General features: G+C 35.2%; 18 protein-coding genes. 11 read left to right on the forward strand and 7 right to left on the reverse strand.

Features of this window, described 5'->3' with window-relative positions; translation table 11 throughout:
• Positions 1-77: 77 nt before the first annotated feature.
• The 3 genes from M0M44_RS16170 to M0M44_RS16180 all read left to right on the forward strand — a co-directional run bounded on the left by M0M44_RS16170 (position 78) and on the right by M0M44_RS16180 (position 2,948).
• Positions 78-1,052, forward strand: coding sequence for an IS110 family RNA-guided transposase (locus tag M0M44_RS16170; protein ID WP_248726006.1), 975 nt, complete (start codon positions 78-80; stop codon positions 1,050-1,052).
• 131 nt (positions 1,053-1,183) lie between these two features.
• Positions 1,184-2,200, forward strand: coding sequence for a sensor histidine kinase (locus tag M0M44_RS16175; RefSeq protein ID WP_248726596.1), 1,017 nt, complete (start codon positions 1,184-1,186; stop codon positions 2,198-2,200).
• Entirely contained in the window at positions 2,181-2,948 is a 768-nt protein-coding gene (locus M0M44_RS16180) for a LytR/AlgR family response regulator transcription factor (protein WP_248726597.1), read from the forward strand. The genes M0M44_RS16175 and M0M44_RS16180 overlap by 20 nt, the downstream gene beginning before the upstream one ends.
• A 573-nt stretch (positions 2,949-3,521) precedes the next feature.
• Here M0M44_RS16180 and M0M44_RS16185 read toward each other — a convergent pair.
• From M0M44_RS16185 to M0M44_RS16215, 7 genes are all read right to left on the reverse strand, one after another.
• Positions 3,522-3,920, reverse strand: a complete 399-nt coding sequence (locus M0M44_RS16185) for a DoxX family protein (protein ID WP_248726598.1) — start codon at positions 3,918-3,920, stop codon at positions 3,522-3,524.
• A gap of 493 nt (positions 3,921-4,413) precedes the next feature.
• On the reverse strand, positions 4,414-5,475 hold the full coding sequence (locus M0M44_RS16190) for an NAD(P)H-dependent flavin oxidoreductase (RefSeq protein ID WP_248726599.1): 1,062 nt from the start codon (positions 5,473-5,475) through the stop codon (positions 4,414-4,416).
• A 6-nt stretch (positions 5,476-5,481) separates the two neighbouring features.
• On the reverse strand, positions 5,482-5,856 hold the full coding sequence (locus M0M44_RS16195; protein WP_248726600.1) for a nuclear transport factor 2 family protein: 375 nt from the start codon (positions 5,854-5,856) through the stop codon (positions 5,482-5,484).
• Between the two features lie 21 nt (positions 5,857-5,877).
• Positions 5,878-6,615, reverse strand: coding sequence for an SDR family NAD(P)-dependent oxidoreductase (locus M0M44_RS16200; RefSeq protein ID WP_248726601.1), 738 nt, complete (start codon positions 6,613-6,615; stop codon positions 5,878-5,880).
• Positions 6,616-6,637: 22 nt separating this feature from the next.
• A complete protein-coding gene (locus tag M0M44_RS16205; protein WP_095929127.1) occupies positions 6,638-6,856 on the reverse strand; it encodes a tautomerase family protein in 219 nt (72 codons plus the stop codon).
• Between the two features lie 12 nt (positions 6,857-6,868).
• A complete protein-coding gene (locus M0M44_RS16210) occupies positions 6,869-7,402 on the reverse strand; it encodes a YceI family protein (RefSeq protein ID WP_248726602.1) in 534 nt (177 codons plus the stop codon).
• Positions 7,403-7,487: 85 nt separating this feature from the next.
• Positions 7,488-8,072 carry a Crp/Fnr family transcriptional regulator gene (locus tag M0M44_RS16215; RefSeq protein WP_248726603.1) on the reverse strand — a complete coding sequence of 195 codons (585 nt, stop codon included), beginning with the start codon at positions 8,070-8,072 and terminating at the stop codon, positions 7,488-7,490.
• Between the two features lie 214 nt (positions 8,073-8,286).
• Here M0M44_RS16215 and M0M44_RS16220 point away from each other — a divergent pair, with 214 nt between their 5' ends.
• The 8 genes from M0M44_RS16220 (at position 8,287) to M0M44_RS16255 (ending at position 19,880) form a co-directional block, all read left to right on the forward strand.
• Positions 8,287-9,120: a universal stress protein gene (locus M0M44_RS16220; RefSeq protein WP_248726604.1), complete on the forward strand. Its 834-nt coding sequence runs from the start codon at positions 8,287-8,289 to the stop codon at positions 9,118-9,120.
• Positions 9,121-9,718: 598 nt separating this feature from the next.
• Complete coding sequence (locus M0M44_RS16225; RefSeq protein WP_248726605.1) at positions 9,719-10,765, forward strand: beta-ketoacyl-ACP synthase III; 1,047 nt, start codon at positions 9,719-9,721, stop codon at positions 10,763-10,765.
• Positions 10,766-10,804: 39 nt separating this feature from the next.
• A complete protein-coding gene (locus M0M44_RS16230) occupies positions 10,805-11,899 on the forward strand; it encodes a sensor histidine kinase (RefSeq protein ID WP_248726606.1) in 1,095 nt (364 codons plus the stop codon).
• A gap of 5 nt (positions 11,900-11,904) precedes the next feature.
• A complete protein-coding gene (locus tag M0M44_RS16235) occupies positions 11,905-12,660 on the forward strand; it encodes a LytR/AlgR family response regulator transcription factor (RefSeq protein ID WP_248726607.1) in 756 nt (251 codons plus the stop codon).
• A 626-nt stretch (positions 12,661-13,286) separates the two neighbouring features.
• The gene (locus M0M44_RS16240) at positions 13,287-14,420 is read left to right on the forward strand and encodes an efflux RND transporter periplasmic adaptor subunit (RefSeq protein WP_248726608.1); all 1,134 of its coding nucleotides are present in this window, start codon (positions 13,287-13,289) and stop codon (positions 14,418-14,420) included.
• 27 nt (positions 14,421-14,447) lie between these two features.
• Positions 14,448-17,603 carry an efflux RND transporter permease subunit gene (locus tag M0M44_RS16245; protein ID WP_248726609.1) on the forward strand — a complete coding sequence of 1,052 codons (3,156 nt, stop codon included), beginning with the start codon at positions 14,448-14,450 and terminating at the stop codon, positions 17,601-17,603.
• A gap of 2 nt (positions 17,604-17,605) precedes the next feature.
• On the forward strand, positions 17,606-19,015 hold the full coding sequence (locus M0M44_RS16250) for an efflux transporter outer membrane subunit (RefSeq protein ID WP_248726610.1): 1,410 nt from the start codon (positions 17,606-17,608) through the stop codon (positions 19,013-19,015).
• An 82-nt stretch (positions 19,016-19,097) separates the two neighbouring features.
• Positions 19,098-19,880, forward strand: a complete 783-nt coding sequence (locus M0M44_RS16255; RefSeq protein ID WP_248726611.1) for a hypothetical protein — start codon at positions 19,098-19,100, stop codon at positions 19,878-19,880.
• Positions 19,881-19,891: the final 11 nt, after the last annotated feature.

Raw genomic sequence — 19,891 nt, forward strand, 5'->3', positions numbered from 1 at the left:
GGGCTAGTGACCCGTTATTAAGGAGTTGAGCTTATGATGAATTTCTCAAATCATTGTTGAATCGTAAAAGCAAAGTTATGAAAAACATTATTGTCGGCATTGATATCAGCAGCAAGACTTTGGATATTTGTGTTAAGGAAGAATCTGTAAATTACTTTTCAATTGAGAACAACGTTCAGGTTATAAAACGTTTTTTCAAAAGATATTCAGATGAAAATGTGATTATAGGTATGGAAAACACAGGCAGATACAATTGGAATCTCTTTGAAGTGCTTGAGAAATTCAATTTTAGAGTTTATGTCATATCAGCTCTGCATATCAAAAAAAGCATAGGTCTTGTCAGAGGCAAAAATGATAAAATCGATGCACTGAGGATTTGTAATTTCATTGAGAAAAATTATCAGGAAAATAGAGAATGGAAGCCAAGTTCTCGCTCTATCAAAAAGATAAAAATACTATTGACCGAAAGAGCTTTAAGGATAAAAATTAAAAAACAGCTTATGGCCCAGCAGCATGATTATAAATTAATGAAAGGCATTGGATTGGATAAAGAACTAAAAAGTCTAAATGTAAAACTCATTAAAAGTGTTGAAGAACAAATTAAAGCTATTGAAAATGATATTGAAAAAGTAATCCATGATGACCAAAGTCTAAGCCAGAAGCAGAAACTGATAAAATCAGTTCCAGGAGTAGGCCAAGTTCTATCGTGGACATTATTATCAAAAACAGAAGGTTTTACGGTTATAACAGATCCAAGAAAAATGGCCTGTTACAGCGGGGTTGTACCATTCGATTTTCAATCTGGAACATCATTAAAAAGAAGACCTAGAGTTTCCATGCTTGCAGATAAAGGACTCAAAACCATCTTACATCTGGCAGCAATGAGTGCAATACGTTTGGATAATGATTTAAGCAAATACTATCATAGAAAAATTGATGAAGGAAAGAACAAAATGAGTGTTTTGAATGCTGTGAGAAATAAAATAATTCATAGAGTTTTTGCAGTAATAAAAAAACAAATCCCTTATCAAAAAGATTTGGTTTTATCATAGAAATCGAAATGACAAAACGTGTAAGGAAACAGTAATAAAAAAAATCTGTATAGATCTCCTAAAATCACTTTAAATCTGCGTGAAATCTTTTTCAAATAAACTTATCTTTGATCATAACTAACCAATAAAGTATGGAAAAAACAAAACGTTTTCAGGTTTCGCTCAAAGTCATTTGGGGAAGTTCGATTGCATTGGCAATTCTGGCCTCGATTCCAAAACTGTTTGATGCCGATTCAACACCTGGAGATATTGTCATAAACTCTTCGATTACATTGCTGTTTTCCCTTTTTATATGGTATTACAACATTTACAGTTTACCGAAATTTTCTGCTAATCATGCCAATAAAAGCCTCTTTAACTGGAAACTTCTATTGAGTGTTATTCTAGGGATTGTCTTAATGGTGATTTTGGTAATCGCGCATCAGGAACTGTTTCAGGTTTCAAAAATGGATGCTCCTATCATGTTCGAGCTTCGAGGAGTTTTAATCAACTTGATTGTATATATGTTTCTGCATTTGCTTTTTCAAAACTACCAAACCCAGCAGATGGGAGTTGAACTGGAACGCACAAAAGCAGTAAATCTTGGCGCTCAATACGAATTATTGAAACAGCAGGTAAATCCGCATTTTTTATTTAATAGTCTGAATACGCTGAAATCTATGGTTGATATCCAAGATCCACAGAGTTCAGATTTTATTCTGAAATTATCCGATTTTTATCGTTTTACGCTAGAAAGCCGAAAAATGGATTTGATTCCGCTTCGAGAAGAAATTCAGATTCTGGATTCGTACGTATATCTGCTTAAAGCGCGTTTTGAAGATGGATTTGTTTTAGAAAATGAAATTGATCCAAAGCAATGCGATTCGGCAATTCCTCCTTTTACTTTGCAATTATTAATCGAAAACTGCATCAAACACAATGTTGTTTCTTTAGATAAACCCCTCAAAATAAAGCTTTACACTGAAAATGAATTTTTGGTAGTAGAAAATAAAATTCAGCTTAAAAGAGGCGCCGTTTCTACAGGTGTTGGTTTAGATAATATCAATCAGCGTTTTATGCATTTGATTCACAAAGAAATTGAAATCGATAAAGACGAAACTACTTTTAAAGTTAAAATACCACTAAATTATGACTATCATAATAATTGAAGATGAAGTAAAAACGGCCAAAGCACTTGGCCAATTAATTCTGAGCATCAGACCCGATGTTCAGATTTTGTCTTATATACAAAGCATTGACGGCGCAGTAGATTATCTCTCAGAAAACGATCAGCCAGATCTTATTTTTATGGATATTCAGCTAGCAGATGGTCAGTGTTTTGAGATTTTTAAGAATGTTGAGGTTTTATCGCCGGTCATTTTCTGTACCGCTTTTGATGATTATGCCATCGAAGCTTTTAAGTCAAACGGAATTGATTATGTTTTAAAGCCTTTTTCACGAGAAAGTATTTCGCAGGCTTTAAAGAAAGCGGGAGAACTGAAAAACTTCTTTCAGAGAAATAAAAAAGTAATGCCCGATTTTGATTATTTGCTGACGCGAAATGGCGAAAATAAAGGTAAAAGCAGTTTTTTGGTTTTCAAAAACAATAAATATCAGACGGTTTTAACTGAGAATATTGCGTTTTTCTATATCAAAAATGAAACGCCAACGATTATGACTTTAGATAAAAATGAATATCCGTTAACGCAGTCTTTAGACGAAATTCATAAGCTTTTATCTCCAATTCAATTCTTTAGAATCAACAGGCAATATTTGGTCAATTTTTCGGCTATTCGAGAAGCAGAACATTATTTCTCGCGTAAAATAATTGTAAAACTGAGCGTGCCAACAGAAGAGAAATTATTGGTAGGAAAAGAAAAAGCAACAGCATTTTTAAGTTGGTTAGAAAACCGATAAAACCAATTAATTTATCATTTTTCAGATAAACTAATTGGCTTGATTTTATAATCCTGGAAACATAAAACAGCTTATAAAAAACAAAGCTGAAAGTATAAAACAGAGAATGAGAATGATCTTTTTCATTGGAAATAATTAAATTAAAAATTTGTAGAGGCTATATCAAAACAATCATTTCTCTTTCTGTAAAGTTTCGGAGAAGCGAAATATTATCGCGAAGAATATACATTTACAATATAAAACTCCAGAGGATTCTTTTAGTCTTTTAGTAAGCTTCGGAGAAGCGAAATATCTTTAGCGAAGAATACATATTTACAATATAAAACTCCAGAGGATTCTTTTAGTCTCTTTAGTAAGCTTCGGAGAAGCGAAATATCTTTAGCGAAGAATATACATTTACAATATAAAACTCCAGAGGATTCTTTTAGTCTCTTTAGTAAGCTTCGGAGAAGCGAAATATTTATAGCAAAAGAATAAATGTTTGTCAGATAAAGCTCCAGCGGAGCGACATTTTTTTTAAGCTAATAATATTCCGCTCCGCTAGAGCTTTCTTGTAGAATAGATTTACCTTCCTTAAAAGTTTTCGGAAGATGGAATATAAGTTGCAGTATATAATTTTCTAAACATAGCATAAGTTACACTTACCATTACAAAGGCAATAATGGCATCGGTTGCAGTACCAAAACCTAAGACAGCAATTTTTGAAAAGAATGCAAAAATAATGTCGAAAAATACGCCTGCGAAAACCCATTCTTTCAATCGTAATAATTTGTTTGGAATTAAAAGTGTAATGACTCCTGCTACTTTAAAAACACCGAGAATGTAAATAAAATGTGCAGGATATCCCAATTGCTGCGTAATTCCCCAAACCAATGGATTGTTTGTTAATTCAAAGAAACCGCTTGCGCCAAACCATAAAGAAGTTAATACTGTTCCTGTCCAATAGATAATTTTTGTTGTTTTTGAGTTCATGATTTTGATATTTAAAGTTATTTAACGGTACAAATGTGCGTTGAAAGCCTTAAAAACGAAGTCGGAATTATGTTGAAACGGACAAACTTTAGGGTGAAATGGACAGGGAGTGACTTGGTGTTTTTTACCGCAAACTACGCTAAGGTTTTTTTTTTCTAGATTGCGTTTTAAGTTCACAAAGTTGTGCAAATATTGTGGTTTTTAATCTCGCAAAGTCGCAGAGTCGCCAAGAATTTTTATTTTAAAGCCACAGATTAAAAAGATTAAAAGCATTTCTCTCTCGCAGATTGGGCAGATTCATGGGTTTTTTTCATATTAAAAATAAAATCTGCTCAATCTGCCCAATCTGCGAGAGGTAAAAAACTTCGCGGCTCTGCGACTTTGCGAGATTAAAAAAATTAAGCACAAGCTTAACAGTTAGTAAGACCTTTGCGAACTTAAAATCACCAGCATTTATATAAAAAAGAACCTTAGCGTACTTTGCGTTAAAAAACTACACCGACATTTCAGCAATTAAATACTGCATCAATTCGCTTGCTTTATGATGTTTTAAATTGCTTGTATTCTGACCCGACCAAAAACTAATCATATCGGTTCTTCCTTGAGCAAGTGCCGCCACTTTTAAAGGTGCGATTAATTTGGTTTGAAGCGGAAAAGGAAGGACTTCGGTTTCAAAAGGAACAGCATCAGAGATTTTATTCCTGATCATTCGGCCCATTCTTCCTGTGAGCGATTTTGAAACCGTAGTTGGAACATTCGGATTCTGAAATAGCATTTCTTTATGAACAGGCGCAGCGCCAGATTCATCTGTAACCATAAAAGCAGTTCCCAATTGTACAGCATCGGCGCCTAATGTCAGAGCTGCAGCGATTCCTTTTGCATCTATAATTCCGCCTGCTGCAATGATTGGTGTTTTAGTCTTTGCTTTTAATTGCTGTACAAGAGTAAACAATCCTGTAAAAGAATCTTGTGCTGGTTTAAGGAAAGAAGGTCTGTGTCCGCCAGCTTCAAATCCAGCAGCGATAATTGCATCTACTTCGGCATCTTCTAGAGCAAGCGCTTCTTCTAAAGTTGTTGCCGCGCCAATGGTTTTTATTCCAAGTTTTCTGCTTTCTTTCAGTATTTCTTTTGATGGAATTCCGAAAATGAAGCTAAAAACAGATGGTTTGAGTTCGAATACAACTTCAACTTGTTTTTCAAATTTAGAAGGAATATTCGAAGATAAATCAGGAAGAGGAATTCCTAATTCATCAAAATAAGGTTTAAAATTCTGTTTTATCTTTTCCAGTTTTTCTGGAGGATAATTGAGAAGGCTTTCGTCAACATCATTGACCCATAAATTGATATTGTAAGGTTTGGAAGTAGCGAGTTTAATTTCTTTTCCAGCTTCTCGAATTTCTTCGGGAGTTAGGGTATAAGCGCCATAACTGCCCAATCCGCCTGCGTTGCTTACAGAAGCCAATAGAGCGGCAGTTGAAAAACCACCGCCCATTGGACCTTGTAAAATTGGATACTCAATACCTAGTAATTGTGTTATTTTGGTTGAATTCCACATGGTATTTTAATTTACTTTAGTTGCTAATTTATTGCTGATAACCCATTTGCCATCCACAACGATAAGGCTTAAAAGGTCATAATAATTATACTCAAATATCGGAACTTGAACTTTCGCGACAGCGGTATTATTGATAATTTCTAAAGATAAGATTTTCATTTTGAATTCTTCTCCCAATTCCTGTGGACTTTTACGGTTTTTTACACCTTCCAGATATTGATTTACGGTTTTAAAATGAGTTTCTCCATTAATATCAAAACCAACAATTGCCTCTTGATGAAAAACACTTCGCAGTAAAGGAACATCACCATTATAAATTCCGTTAAAATAATTCATAAGCACAGCTGTAATTAGAGCTGCATTTGTGCCAAAATTTTCCATGATTTTAAGTTTTTGAAGTTATCAAATGCTGTGTCCTGCAACATGTCCGCCATCTAAATTAATGATTTCGCCCGTTACAAAATTGCTTTCGGCCAAATAAAGAGCCAATTGTGCTACATCGCTAGTTTCTCCAATTCGTTTCAAAAGATGCAAACCAGCCAAACTATCTGCATTATCTACACCTGTTTTAGCTTGAAGCGGACTTCTAATAATACCTGGAGCAATAGCATTTACACGAATATTATTTTTTCCAAATTCTGTAGCAAGCTGTCTCGTAAAAGCATGAACACCACCTTTGCTTGAAATAGGAGCAGTGGCAGGAAATCCGTCGATGGCATGATCTACCAAAACAGTTCCGATATTAATAATTGATCCTTCACCTTGCTGCAACATTTGTTTTACGGCTGCTTGGCTTGTAAAATAAGTTCCTTTTAAATTGATGTTTAAAAAACGATCTAAGTCTTGTTCTTCAACATCTAAGAAAGATTGTGGCTGAAAAATCCCTGCATTGTTTACCAATACATCGACACTCCCGAAACGCTCTAAAGCAGTTTGAACTAATTGCTTTCCTGTTGCAATGCGACTTACATCGCCGTGTATCATCGCTAATTGGCTATCATGTCCAAGCTCTTTAAAAGTAGTTTCAAGATTCTGCAAATTGGCAGAATTGATAACTACATTGTAGCCTTTTTCTAAAAATAATTGAGCTATTGATTTACCGATGCCTGTTGAGGCACCGGTTACTATAATTGTTTTCATTTTTTTTCTGATTTTAAAGTGATTATTTCTTTTGGGCTGTAATGCCTCTCTCGCGCAATACAGAAACCTGTTCGCCTGCAAATCCCCAATCGTCTAATTCTATTTCCTGAATCACGATGTGTGTAAGACTGGGATCTTTGTCCAAAACATCTGTTATTAATTGCGTAATTCCAGATATCAGTTGCTGTTTTTGTTCTCTTGTAACGCCTTCTCGAGTTACTTCAATTTTTACGTATGGCATGATTTCTAGGTATTAAGCAATTTTTGCTGTTAGGTTTACATCCAATTCAAATTCGTTGTAAATCAGAGTATCTCCAAGATTGGTGAAGAAATTTCCAGAACGGAATTTCATATCATATTTGGTGCGGTCAATGATGATTTTACCAGAAGCTTTCAAATCGTTTTCATTTTTTTTTACTTCCAAATTAAAACCTATTGGATGCGTGATGGCTTTAATAGTAAGATTGCCTTCAATAAAATAATCTGAAGAAGATTGTTTAGAAACAGCTTTAATATCTAAAGTTGCTGTCTGAAATTTATCTGTAGAAAAGAAATCGTCTGAAGCCAAATGCCCTGCAAATTGCTGATTGGTTGCGGGATCGGTTACATCAAGAATTACGATAGAAGTAGTGTCGATAGTAATATTTCCACCAGTTAGTTCATCATTCGAAAAAGTAAAAAAGCCTTCTTCAATATTAATTGTTCCGTTGTGTTGTCCAGTAACTTTTTTTCCAATCCAATTTACTTGACTTTCAGTATTCGAAATTTTAAAATTTTTAGTTTCCATTATTCTGTATTTTAAATTGTTATTAATTTATGGTACAAAGTAATGGCGACATTCAAAATTGATTACGTGATGTAGATCACATTCGTCAGTGCGCTTTGGAAGCGTTGTATAATCGGCTTAAAGTTTCTCTTGAAACACCTAGGTAAGCTGCAATTAAATGTTTAGGAACAGTGTTGTATAAAGCAGGATAGAGTGCAAGTAATTCTTCGTATCTCGTTTTGGTGTCATTATTCATAAAAGAAAGCAGTCTTTTCTGAGAAGCGACATAACCGCGATTGGTTCTCCATCTAAAAAAATGTTCAACTTCGTGTATTTCTTTGCAGATTTTTTCTCGATCCTGATTGGAAAGAGAAAGAATTTCAACATCCGAGACACAATCTACATTAATGGTAGCTTTAGTTTTGTTGTAAAGCGCCGCATAATCAGAAGCCCACCAAGTTGGCATGGCAAACTGCAGAATGTACATTTTTACTTCATCATTGACATAAAAGGACTTTAAACAGCCTGAAATTACAAAATATTCTTTGTCAACTTCCTGACTTTCACTAATAATAGTTTGCCCTTTCTTAAAAGTTTCTGTTTTAAAATGCGAAAAGAAATAATCAAACTGTTCGTCTGTTAAGGTGACAATTTTAGAAACATGTTCTTTTAATAAAGATTTGGCATCCATCGCTGAAGTTTTAATAAAAGTAAAAGTAATAAATATTAAAACGGTCAGAGACGATTATTTTTTATGGTTTTTAAAGTAAGAAACAAAAAAGGAAAGGCTGTTTTTTCAGAAATGATATTTTACGGTTGAGTCGTTAAAAATGATTATTCAGTTATATAAAAAATGATTGAAGCCTTTATTTAAACAATTTTGCGCAAAAGCTTAATTATATTCTATGAATTCACCTCTTACTATAATCGCCGCAACAAATTTTTCTGCCATTGCCACTAATGCAGTTAATTATGCCGCTGGGCTTGCAAAAGCTACAGGAGCAAAATTGGTTTTATTTAATTCATTTTCATTGAGTGTGCACAGTGCAAACTCGCATATTACTGCAGATGCAATGCAGAAACAGATTGACAAAGCAATTTCTAGACTAGAAAATTTATCCAAAGAAATGGCAGATTCGTTTAAAATAGAAACAGCAGCAATTTGCACCTATTCTTTCTTGGAAGATGAGCTTCCAAAAATTATCAAGGAAACCAATGCAGATGTGGTTGTAATGGGAATGGCAGAACGTTCTTTTGAACAAGAATTACTAGGAAATTCAACTACAACAGCCATTAAAAATCTTCAAATTCCGGTTTTGGCAGTTCCTGAAAATGCCCGTTTCTTGAATATCAAAAAAGTGCTATATGCCTGCGATAGTTTGAGTTTTTCGGCCATTAAAAAGTTTAGCTGGATCAAAAATGCTTTAGGAGATTTTGGAGCAGAAATCGAATTTTTTAGCGTAGACGAAAAATTAGACGATTTAAAAGAAGAACAGCAGAGAATTTTAATGAATTCTAATATCGAAAAAGAATTTGAAGACGTTAAATATCTTTATAAAACCGTAAGATCTAATGCCGTTATCAACGAAATTAAGAAGGAAATAAAGAATTATGAGGCCGATTTGCTAATTATGGTGCCTCAAAAATACGGTTTTTGGGATTCTCTGGTACATAGAAGCAAAACTAGAATTTTGGCAGCAGGGCTAGATATACCACTATTGTCGTTTCCAAATTATTAAAGATTATTTTGTTTTAAAAACAATGATATAAAAATTACAGGTTTTTTTTGAAGAAATTTTATCAAATTAAATTTTAACAGATTTTTTTTGATTTTAGGAATTCTATAATTTTTAGTGCTGGATGCCGAATTTCAAAAATATATTTTAACTTTTAAGGCAGTTTTGTTAATTATTCTTAATTGTCTGCTAGTTTCAGATTTTTTTAAATTAATTTTGTGGCACTCTAAAAACTTAAATGCAATAGGTTTTTTTATCAGTATGGCAACGGCTATAATTGGGAATTATCTACAAACTGAAACAGCATTGTATGATTTTAAAAATAAGATAAATTAAAGATTTTATTCCAAAGTAATACCGAGATAGCACTTGGTGTATATTTTTAATTTATTTTAATTGGATTTTATATAATGTTTTTAGCTTGTTCAGGTTTTTTTAAAATTTCTAAGAAAATGGTATTGCCAGTAGATTTAATCGGCTTTTTAAGAAATACAACTCTGTTTCCTGCATCAGTTCTTAATTGAGCTGGGCTATAAAAGAAGAGAAAAAGTATTAAGCATTGCGTTCTAAGAGTACAAAGCTTAAAAAAAAATAAAAAACAATGAGCGCAGTTATTACAGCAATAGGTGGTTTCGTGCCATCATCAATTTTGACCAATAAAAAGATTTCAGAAACTGTTGATACATCGGAGGAATGGATCATTAAAAGAACTGGAATTAGAGAACGTAGAATCGCAGACGACGATACAGCAACATCTGATCTTGCCGCAGCAGCTATTGAAAATCTTTTCGAAAACTATAAGGTAGATCGCGAGGAAATAGAAGCATTGTTGGTGGCAACAGCAACTCCAGATCACATTTTAGCGCCAACAGCAAGTATTGTTTGCGATAAAAGCGGACTTACAAATGCTTTTGGAATTGATATGAATGCAGCTTGCAGCGGATTTTTGTATGCACTAGAGATGGGAGCAAACATGATCGAAAGCGGTCGTTACAAAAAATTAATCATCGTTGGAGCAGATAAAATGAGCTCTATCGTAGATTATGAAGACCGCAATACTTGTATTCTTTTCGGAGATGGAGCAGGAGCTGTTTTGTTAGAAAAAACAGAATCTGATGCGGGGTTAATGAAAACAATTCTGAAAACGGATGGAAGCGGTGTTTCTTCTTTGGCTGTACCGGCTGGAGGTTCTAGAAATCCAACTTCTATGCAGAGTCTTTTGCACAGAACACACTATTTAAAACAAGACGGAGCTTTTGTATTTAAAAGAGCTGTTGCAGCAATGAGCCAAGTTTCGCAAGATGCTTTAGTGAAAAATGACTTACAGGCAGACCATATTGATTGGGTTGTGCCACATCAAGCGAATTTAAGAATTATTAATGCTGTAAGCGAAAGCTTGAATATTGATTTTGATAAAGTTAAAGTAAATATCGATCGTTACGGAAATACAACATCTGCAACAGTTCCGTTGTGTTTATGGGATTTCAAAGACGATTTTAAAGAAGGACAAAATGTATTGATCACTACTTTTGGTGCAGGATTTTCTTGGGGCGCAACGTGCTTAAAATGGGGCGTTATGCGTGAGAAAAACCCAATTGCTACCATAAAAGCAGATAAAAAAGAAGAAGCTGTTCTAGTAGAACACTAATAAGATAGGATTTTTCAATTTTTACAGTTGAGGGAATAAATGGGTAGAAAGAACCAAAATAAAAAAACAGGTAAGAATTTTTTCTATAAATACTACAGGGTTATAGTAATTCCAGCCGTTTTTTTGGTCTATCTTTCGTCCTATTATTTTCTAAATCCGTATAGGAATTTTGAAGAGGAAGGTTTGCTCGATTTAGACCAGACCTTCGATATCTTCATCATTTTGCTTTACTGCGCCATCCTTACAGAACTGACTTTATTTGTTGGCCGAAAATTAAACTACTACATAAGTTGGGAGCAAAATCCAGCGTTTAGAGCAATAGCACAATTTATTTGTCTTATTGCTGGAAATATACTTTTAAATTACTTTTTTTCTTGCCTTTGGGATTATTTATATCCTTGTACAGCATTAGAAGAAAATGATTTGGTTACCATTTGGCAGTCTAAAATTATGGCGGCGATTATCTCGCTTTTCATTAGTGCCATTCATACCGGAATATTTCTGCTAAACAGATGGCGTTTAAATGCAATTGAAACAGCCGAATTAAAAATTAAAGCATCAGAACTTCAAGAAGCGGTAACACGTTCAAAATTGGAGTCTCTTAAAATGCAGTTAGATCCGCATTTTGTCTTTAATAATTTCAGTACTTTGACAGAACTGATTTATGAAGATCAGAAAGAAGCGGCTTCGTTCTTAGAAAATATAACGAGAGTATATCGTTATATGATTTCCAATTCAAATAAAGATACCATTACGGTAAAAGAGGAAATAGAATTCCTAAATGCTTATTTTTATTTACTAAAGAAAAGGCTGGGAGATAAAATCGATTTGAAAATTGAAGTTGATTCTCCTTCTTTAGCATTTCATTTGCCACCATTAACCTTGCAGTTGCTGGTAGAAAATGCGGTAAAACACAATATGGCAACTTTGGCCAATCCGCTTACCATTACTGTTTTTTCTGATTCTGGTGATATTATCGTTCGAAATAACTTGCAGAGAACCGCTGGCAAAAGTTTGGTTTCAACAGGAATAGGAAATAAAAACATTGAATTTCGTTATAAAATTTTATCTGAAAGAATGCCGATTTTTAATGAATCAAGCAGCTATTATGAGGTACGTCTGCCATTAATTTAAAAGTTATGAAAATTTTAATTGTAGAAGATGAAAGTATTAACGCCAGCCGATTAAAAAGGCTGTTGGAAGAACTGGAACCCAACTGTGAGATTTTAGGCATTATTGACACGGTTGTAGATACTGTTGCGTGGTTAAAATCGAATCCGGCTCCCGACTTAATTACGATGGATATTCGTTTAGCCGACGGATTAAGTTTTGCTATTTTTGATGAAATCGATATTACTTGTCCAGTTATTTTTACAACTGCTTACGATGAATATGCAATTCGTGCTTTTAAGGTTAACAGCATCGATTATTTGATGAAACCTATCGAAAAGAACGAATTAGAGTTTGCTTTAACCAAATTCAAATCTTTAAATAAAAATGAAACTAGTTTTACCAATATCGCAGGAATCCTAAAAGAACTAATTGAAAAACCAGTTTTCAGAATGCGTTTTTTAGTGACCTATCGTGACGGCTATAAAAGCGTAGACGTTTCTGATATTGATTTTATATATTCGGAATTTAAAACCAGTAATTTATTTCTAAAATCGGGTGTAATTATTTCTATTCCGCAAACCATGGAAGAACTGGAGCAGGAATTAGATCCTAATATCTTTTTTCGTGCCAATCGACAGTTTTTTATTCGCGCCGAAAGCATCAAATCTATTGCGAACTATTTCAACGCAAAACTTAAAATCCAATTAAAACTTGACCCCGAACGAGAGGTAATCATCAGCAGAGAAAAAACACCTTTCTTTAAACAGTGGATGGATCGATAAGTAAGGCGCAAAGGTTCAGAGGGACAAAGGCTCAAAGGTTTTCTGTTTTTGCTACTAAGAACGCTAAGTCACAAAGTTTTCTTTTATTGCATTTTACGATAATGTTTGTCATTCCTACTGATAAAAATTCTAGAAATTAAATCTGTATTATTTTACAGAACAATTTTAATTAGAGAAATTCGTGAATTGTTTCGCCTGTTCGCTATCGCTCGGGTTGTGGCAAAAAAAACTTAGCGCCTTTGCGACTTTTGCGAGATTCCTTTTCTTTTATTCTTAAAAAAAACTTAGTGACTTAGTGCCTTCGTGGCAAAAACTCGCATCAAAAAAAAACTTAGCGACTTAGCGACTTTGCGAGATTCCTTTTCTTTTATTCTTAAAAAAAACTTAGTGACTTAGTGCCTTCGTGGCAAAAACTCGCAGTAAAAAAAAAATAGTACTCTAGAGCCTTTGCGAGATTCCTTTTCTTTTATTCTTTAAAAAAAAACTTAGTGACTTAGCGCCTTCGTGGCATATCCGTTTCAGTATCAAAAAATGTCGCTTGGGTAACTTTCTTCCTTAAAAAAGCCCTTTTCCGCTGTTATTTTGCGCCCAAATTTGAGGTAATTCATTTAAAAATGAAAAGTAAAATGACAAAACAGTTTTTTAAAAATAATAACGCAATTGGCAAGATTGCAATTTTATTGCTAATGGTCTCTCTTTCTTCATGCGGAAAAAGCGGAGAGGCGCAAATGGCTCCTCCAAAGCCAGAAGTAGACTTTCTTCAGACCAATTCGGCAACAGGAGAGGTAGAAAAGAAATATCCAGGAACAGTCGAAGGTACGGTAAACGTAGACATAAAAGCACAAGTATCAGGTTATTTGGAAGCAATTTATGTTAAAGAAGGAGACTATGTAACCAAAGGACAATCTCTTTTTAAAATAAAAGGCGATGTTTATGCCGAACAAGTAAACAACAGCCGTGCAGCTTACAAAAGCGCTTTGGCCAATCAGGCAAATGCAAAACTGGAAGTAGAGAAAATCAAACCTTTGGTTGAAGGGAAAGTTTTCTCAGACATGCAGTTAAAAACAGCACAAGCCAATTACGAAGCTGCAACTGCACAAGTAGCACAGGCTAAAGCCGCTTTAGGATCATCTCAGTTAAATGCCGATTTCTCTTTGATTAAAGCTCCTGTAAGCGGCTATATTAGCCGTATTCCAAACCGTATCGGAAACTTAGTTACTCCAAATGATGCCGTTCCATTAACTACACTTTCAGAGATTAACAGCGTATTTGTTTATTTCTCTTTAACAGAAGCCGATTATTTAGCTTTCTCAAAAGACGCAAAAAACAATCAGACTGTAAGTTTGATTATGGCCGATGACAGCGAATACGATCAAAAAGGAAAACTGGAAGTTGCCAGCGGAAACATCGATCGTGCAACGGGTACAATTGCTTTAAAAGCCATTTTCCCAAATCCGAAAAAAGAATTGCGTTCTGGAGGTTCTGCAAGAATTGTTTTGAACAAAAGTTTGTCGTCTGTAATTACAGTTCCTATGGCGAGCGTAAAAGATATTCAGGATAAATTCTTTGTTTTTGTTCTAAAAGAAGGCAACAAGATAGCAATGGTTCCAATCGAGATTGCAGGAAGCGCAGGAGTAGATTATTTTGTAAAATCTGGATTAAAACCTGGAGATAAAGTGGCACTAAACAATATCGATGTCCTTTATGATGGTATGGAAGTCGTTCCAAAAATCGCTGCTAAAAACGCAAGCAGTAAATAATTTTTCATTTAATAAAATAACATTTCCATGTTAAAGAAAATAATAGACAGGCCAGTATTGGCCACAGTTATCTCTATTGTACTGGTTATACTGGGGATTATAGGTCTTACCCGACTATCGGTAACGAGATTCCCAGATATTTCTCCGCCAACAGTTATGGTAAGCGGTTCGTATCCTGGAGGAAACAGTGAAACCGTTATACGTTCGGTAGTAACACCTTTAGAAGAGCAGATTAATGGAGTTGAAAATATGCAGTACATTAAATCTACTGCCAGCAATGACGGATCTTTCTCTATTAGTGTCATTTTCAAGCAAGGTGTAGATCCAGATCAGGCTGCGGTAAATGTACAGAACAGAGTACAGCAAGCCACTCCAAAACTGCCTCAGGAAGTTATCCGAATGGGCTTAACGACTTCGAAACAGCAAAACAGTATGATTGTTATTTTCAACTTGTATACAGATGATAATAGCAAATACGACGAATTGTTTCTGCAGAACTATGCCAACATCAACTTAGTGCCTCAAATGAAACGTGTTCCAGGAGTAGGACAAGTTCAGATTTTTGGGGTGAAGGATTATTCGATGAGAATCTGGCTGGATCCGCGTAAAATGGCCAATGCAGGTTTAGTGCCTTCAGATGTTACTCAGGCAATTGCAGAACAGAGTTTAGAATCGGCTCCAGGAAAACTAGGAGAAGAATCTTCAGCAGCATTAGAATATGTAATTCGTTACAAAGGAAAAAAGAACAAACCAGAGCAATATGAAAATATTGTGGTTAAAAACGTTGGAAGCAATGTTTTGAGGCTAAAAGATGTCGCTAGAGTAGAATTTGGTTCTATTTCGTACAGCGGTGATAATAAATCGAATAGTAAAAATGCCGTTACGATGGCGATTTTACAGACTTCGGGTTCAAATGCTAATGACATTGAGATTGGGATTAATAAAGAAGTAGAACGTTTATCTAAATCTTTTCCGCCAGGTATCAAATACGTTAATGTAATGAGTACCAAAGAAAGATTGGATGAAGCAACAGGGCAGGTAAAATCGACTTTGTTTGAAGCTTTTATTCTGGTGTTTATCGTAGTGTTTATTTTCCTTCAGGACATTCGCTCGACGATTATTCCAGCGATTGCAGTTCCGGTTGCAATTGTAGGAACATTTTTCTTCCTGCTCGTTTTCGGATTTACCATTAATATTTTAACGCTTTTTGCTTTGGTACTGGCAATTGGAATTGTGGTCGATGATGCGATTGTGGTTGTCGAAGCCGTGCACAGTAAAATGGAAGAAGATGAAGGAATTTCAGCCAAAGAAGCGACACATAGCGCCATGGCAGAAATTACGGGAGCGGTAATTTCGATTACTCTGGTAATGTCAGCGGTATTTATTCCGATTGGTTTCATGACGGGATCTTCGGGGATTTTCTATAAACAATTTGCTTACACGCTGGCGATTGCTATTATCATCTCGGCTGTAAATGCCTTGACGCTTACGCCTGCATTATGTGCGCTTTTGCTGAAGAATCACGGAGCTAAACATGGGGAACACGAACACAAAACTACTTTTAAAGACCGCTTTTTTGTTGGATTTAATACAAGTTTCAACAATTTAACGGGTAGATATATTAAGGGTGTACGTTTTTTAATTGGTAGAAAATGGATTGCGGCTGGTTTAGTAGCTGGAATTACAGCGCTTGCCGTGTACATGATGACATCGACACCAAAAAGTTTTGTGCCTCTTGAAGATGACGGTTTCATGGTGTACAGTTTATCAATGCCACCAGGAACAGCTTTGGATCGTACAACAGCTGTAATTCAGAAATTGGAAAAAGAATTAGCTCCTATAGAAGCAATTGATGTCAATACGAGTATTACAGGATTCAATATTTTGAGTAATAGTGCCAGCCCAGCTTATGGTTTAGGTTTTATCAAACTGAAGGCGAAAAAAGATAGGGGAGATGTTAAGGATATTGAGGAAATCATGAATATCGTAAGCGGAAAACTGGCTAAAATAAAAGAAGGCCAAATCATGGTTTTCAGAATGCCTCCTGTAGAAGGATTTGGGGTAACAAGTGGTGCTGAGATTGTGTTGCAAGATAGAATGGCGAGAAGTCCAGAAACTTTAAAAGCAATGTCTGATAAAGTAATCGGACAGATTATGCAGCAGCCTGGAGTTCAATACGCTTACACGACTTTTAGAGCCGATTACCCGCAATTGGAATTGGAAGTTGACGAAGACAAAGCACGTCAAATGGGAGTGAACATCAAGGAACTTTTAGGAAATATCCAGACGTATTTTGCAGGAGATCAATCAGCTGACTTTTCTAGATTTGGTAAGTTTTACCGTGTGAATGTCAAAGCTGATGGTATTTTTAGAATGGATGAAGATGCCTTTAATGAAATTTTCGTTAGAAATGCAGATATGCAGATGGTTCCTGTAAAATCAATTGTGAAATTCCATAAAGTGTATGGACCAGAATCGGTAAACCGTTATAACCTTTATAATTCGGTAAACATTACAGCGATGGCGTTACCGGGTTATAGTAACGGACAAATTATGGGAAACCTAGAACAAGTTTTAGACAAGCTTCCATCTGATTACACTTACGAATGGACAGGTTTAAGTTTGGAAGAAAAAGCAGGAGGAAGCCAGACCGTGGCCATTTTCGGATTGTGTCTATTGTTTGTATTCTTCTTATTGGCAGCTCAATACGAAAGTTATTTGTTGCCACTTGCGGTATTGCTTTCTATTCCTACAGGAATTTTAGGAGCTTTCGCCGGAATTAAAGCGGTTGGTTTAGACAACAATATTTATGTTCAGGTCGGATTAATCATGCTTGTTGGACTTCTGGCTAAAAATGCCATTTTGATTGTGGAGTTTGCTTTACAGAGACGTCTTGCTGGATTAACCATAGTCGAAGCTGCAATTGAAGGTTCAAGATCAAGGTTACGCCCCATTATCATGACTTCGCTGGCTTTTATTGTAGGTATGATTCCGTTGATGTTTGCTTCTGGAGGAACTGCAGTTGGAAACCGATCAATCAGTGTGAGTGCGGCAGTAGGAATGTTTAGCGGTGTTGTACTAGGAGTTTTTGTGATTCCGTTGCTTTTTATTGTATTTCAATATCTACAGGAAAAAGTATCTAGAAAAAAGATCGCAACCCAAGTTCAAACGATAAAAGAATAAGAATGAAAACATTATATAAAATCGGAATGGTTTTACTTACTGGAGCGATCATGACATCGTGTGTGGTAGGAAAAAAGTATTCTCGTACAGATTTAAATGCTCCAGAAAAGTACCGCGAAGAAGTAGCGGTTACTGGAGATACAGTTTTGCTTCCGTGGAAAAACTATTACAAAGATCCTTTGCTGGTTGCTTTGATTGAAAAAGCTTTAGTCAAAAACAATGAAGTTATCATTGCTATGAAAAGCATGGAACAGCTCGACCTCAGTTATAAACAAGCCAAATTATCGTTATTACCCACACTAGATTTCGATGCTGGAGCGAGCCGTTCTTATCAATCTAAAAACTCTTTAAATGGGTCGTTGAGTGCGCAGTTTATTGGTAAAGATTATATGGATGATTATAACGCCAATCTACGTCTTGCTTGGGAAGTGGATATTTGGGGAAAAGCAGCCATGCAGAAAAGAGACGCTAAAGCCGCTTATTTTGCTCAAAAAGAAAACCTTTCGGCATTAAAGACTCGAATTATTGTTCAAGTGGCACAAGCGTATTACAATCTTTTAGGATTAGATGAACAGCTGAAAATAGCAGAGAAAAACATCGAATTGAGCACGAATACTTTGAGCATGATGGAATTGCAATATAAATCGGGTTCTATTAGTTCTTTGGCGGTAAATCAAACCGAGGCTCAGAAAAAAACGGCCGAATTGCTCGTGCCTTTAGCGAAAGCGAATATTGCAGTTCAGGAAAATGCTTTGCAGATTTTATGCGGAGAATATCCAGATAAGATTGAAAGAGCCGGAAATATTGATGCTGCCGAAGTTTCGGTACTTTTCCCAACAGGAATTCCAGCTTCACTTTTAAGCAGAAGACCAGATGTAAAAGCTAGCGAATATGCGGTAATATCTGCTAACGCCAAAACGGGATTAGCAAAAGCAACGATGTATCCAACGTTAAGTTTAAATCCGTCAATTGGAGTTAATTCTTTTGAATTTGAAAACTGGTTTAATTTTCCAGGTTCTGTTACCAAAACCATTGCTGCCAATTTAGTACAGCCCATTTTTAGAAAAAAAGCATTGCGAACAGCTTATGAAGTTGCGGTTTTAGAACAAGAAAAAGCGGTTGTACAATTCAAACAATCTTTTATAACAGCAGTTGGTGAAGTGAATGATGCCATGTCTAGATTGAAGTATGCTGATGAGCGTATTGTTTTAGCAAAAGATAAAGCAGAATCTTTAGATAAAGCGACTTCAGATGCTTCTCTGCTTTATAAGAGCGGAATGGCCAATTATCTTGAAGTAATCGCAGCCCAGAACAGTTCGCTCCAAAATGAATTGGATCTTGTAACAATAAAACTCGAAAAACTGAATGCAGCAATTAACCTGTACCGTGCTTTAGGAGGCGGAGTAGAGTAGTACTTAATTTTTCTTAATTCACCATTACTATAAGAAATTATAGAAATGGTGAATTTTCTTTTGAATTGATTTTATCTGATTTATGGACAAAATTACTTTTACCCGATCAGAACTTTATGGTTTGGTTTGGAAATTTCCAATTCCGCAGATTGCAAAGCATTATGAAGTTTCTAGTATGGGAATTAAAAATGCTTGCGAAAAAATGAATATTCCGCTTCCTAAAAGCAGACATTGGATTGGACCCGCATATAAAAGGAAAAATGTTCCTCAACTTTCATTGGATTTTAAAGGAAATAATGAAATTGCCATTTTAAAAAAGACGTACGAAATGCAGCTTCGAGTTCCTTCAAAATCAACACCTTTGCTTGATTTGGCTCAAAGTATAAAAAACGATGTTTATGCTCCGTTGACCATTAGCGATAAGCTAGAAAATCCGTTTGAGATTATTACGTTAACCAAGCGATATTGGGAAAGCAAAACTTTAAATCAAGATATCCAGCCAGATAAATTGGAGATTTTGGATTTAAATGTTTCTAAAGAAAACCTCAATAGGGCTTTACTGTTTATAAATGCTTTAATCAAACTGATTCACTATCGAGGATATGAATTTAGAAAAGGTCTTGATGGTTTGGATACCATCATCTTTAAAAATGAAAATGAAATAAAAATCGATTTGAGAGAAGCGCAGAAAAGAATAACCAAAAATGGATTAAGAGAAACTTCTGGTTACATTTTTACAGGCGATTTCATTTTTAGAATTTCAAGAGGATCCAATAAAAAGGAGTGGCGCGACGGAAAGATTACTTTAGAAAATAATCTTGCATTAATTATGGCAAAAATAGAATTAATGGCTGCAGAAGATTAGATTTAATCCAG

The organism is Flavobacterium humidisoli, from assembly GCF_023272795.1.
GTDB classification, from domain to species: Bacteria; Bacteroidota; Bacteroidia; order Flavobacteriales; family Flavobacteriaceae; genus Flavobacterium; species Flavobacterium humidisoli.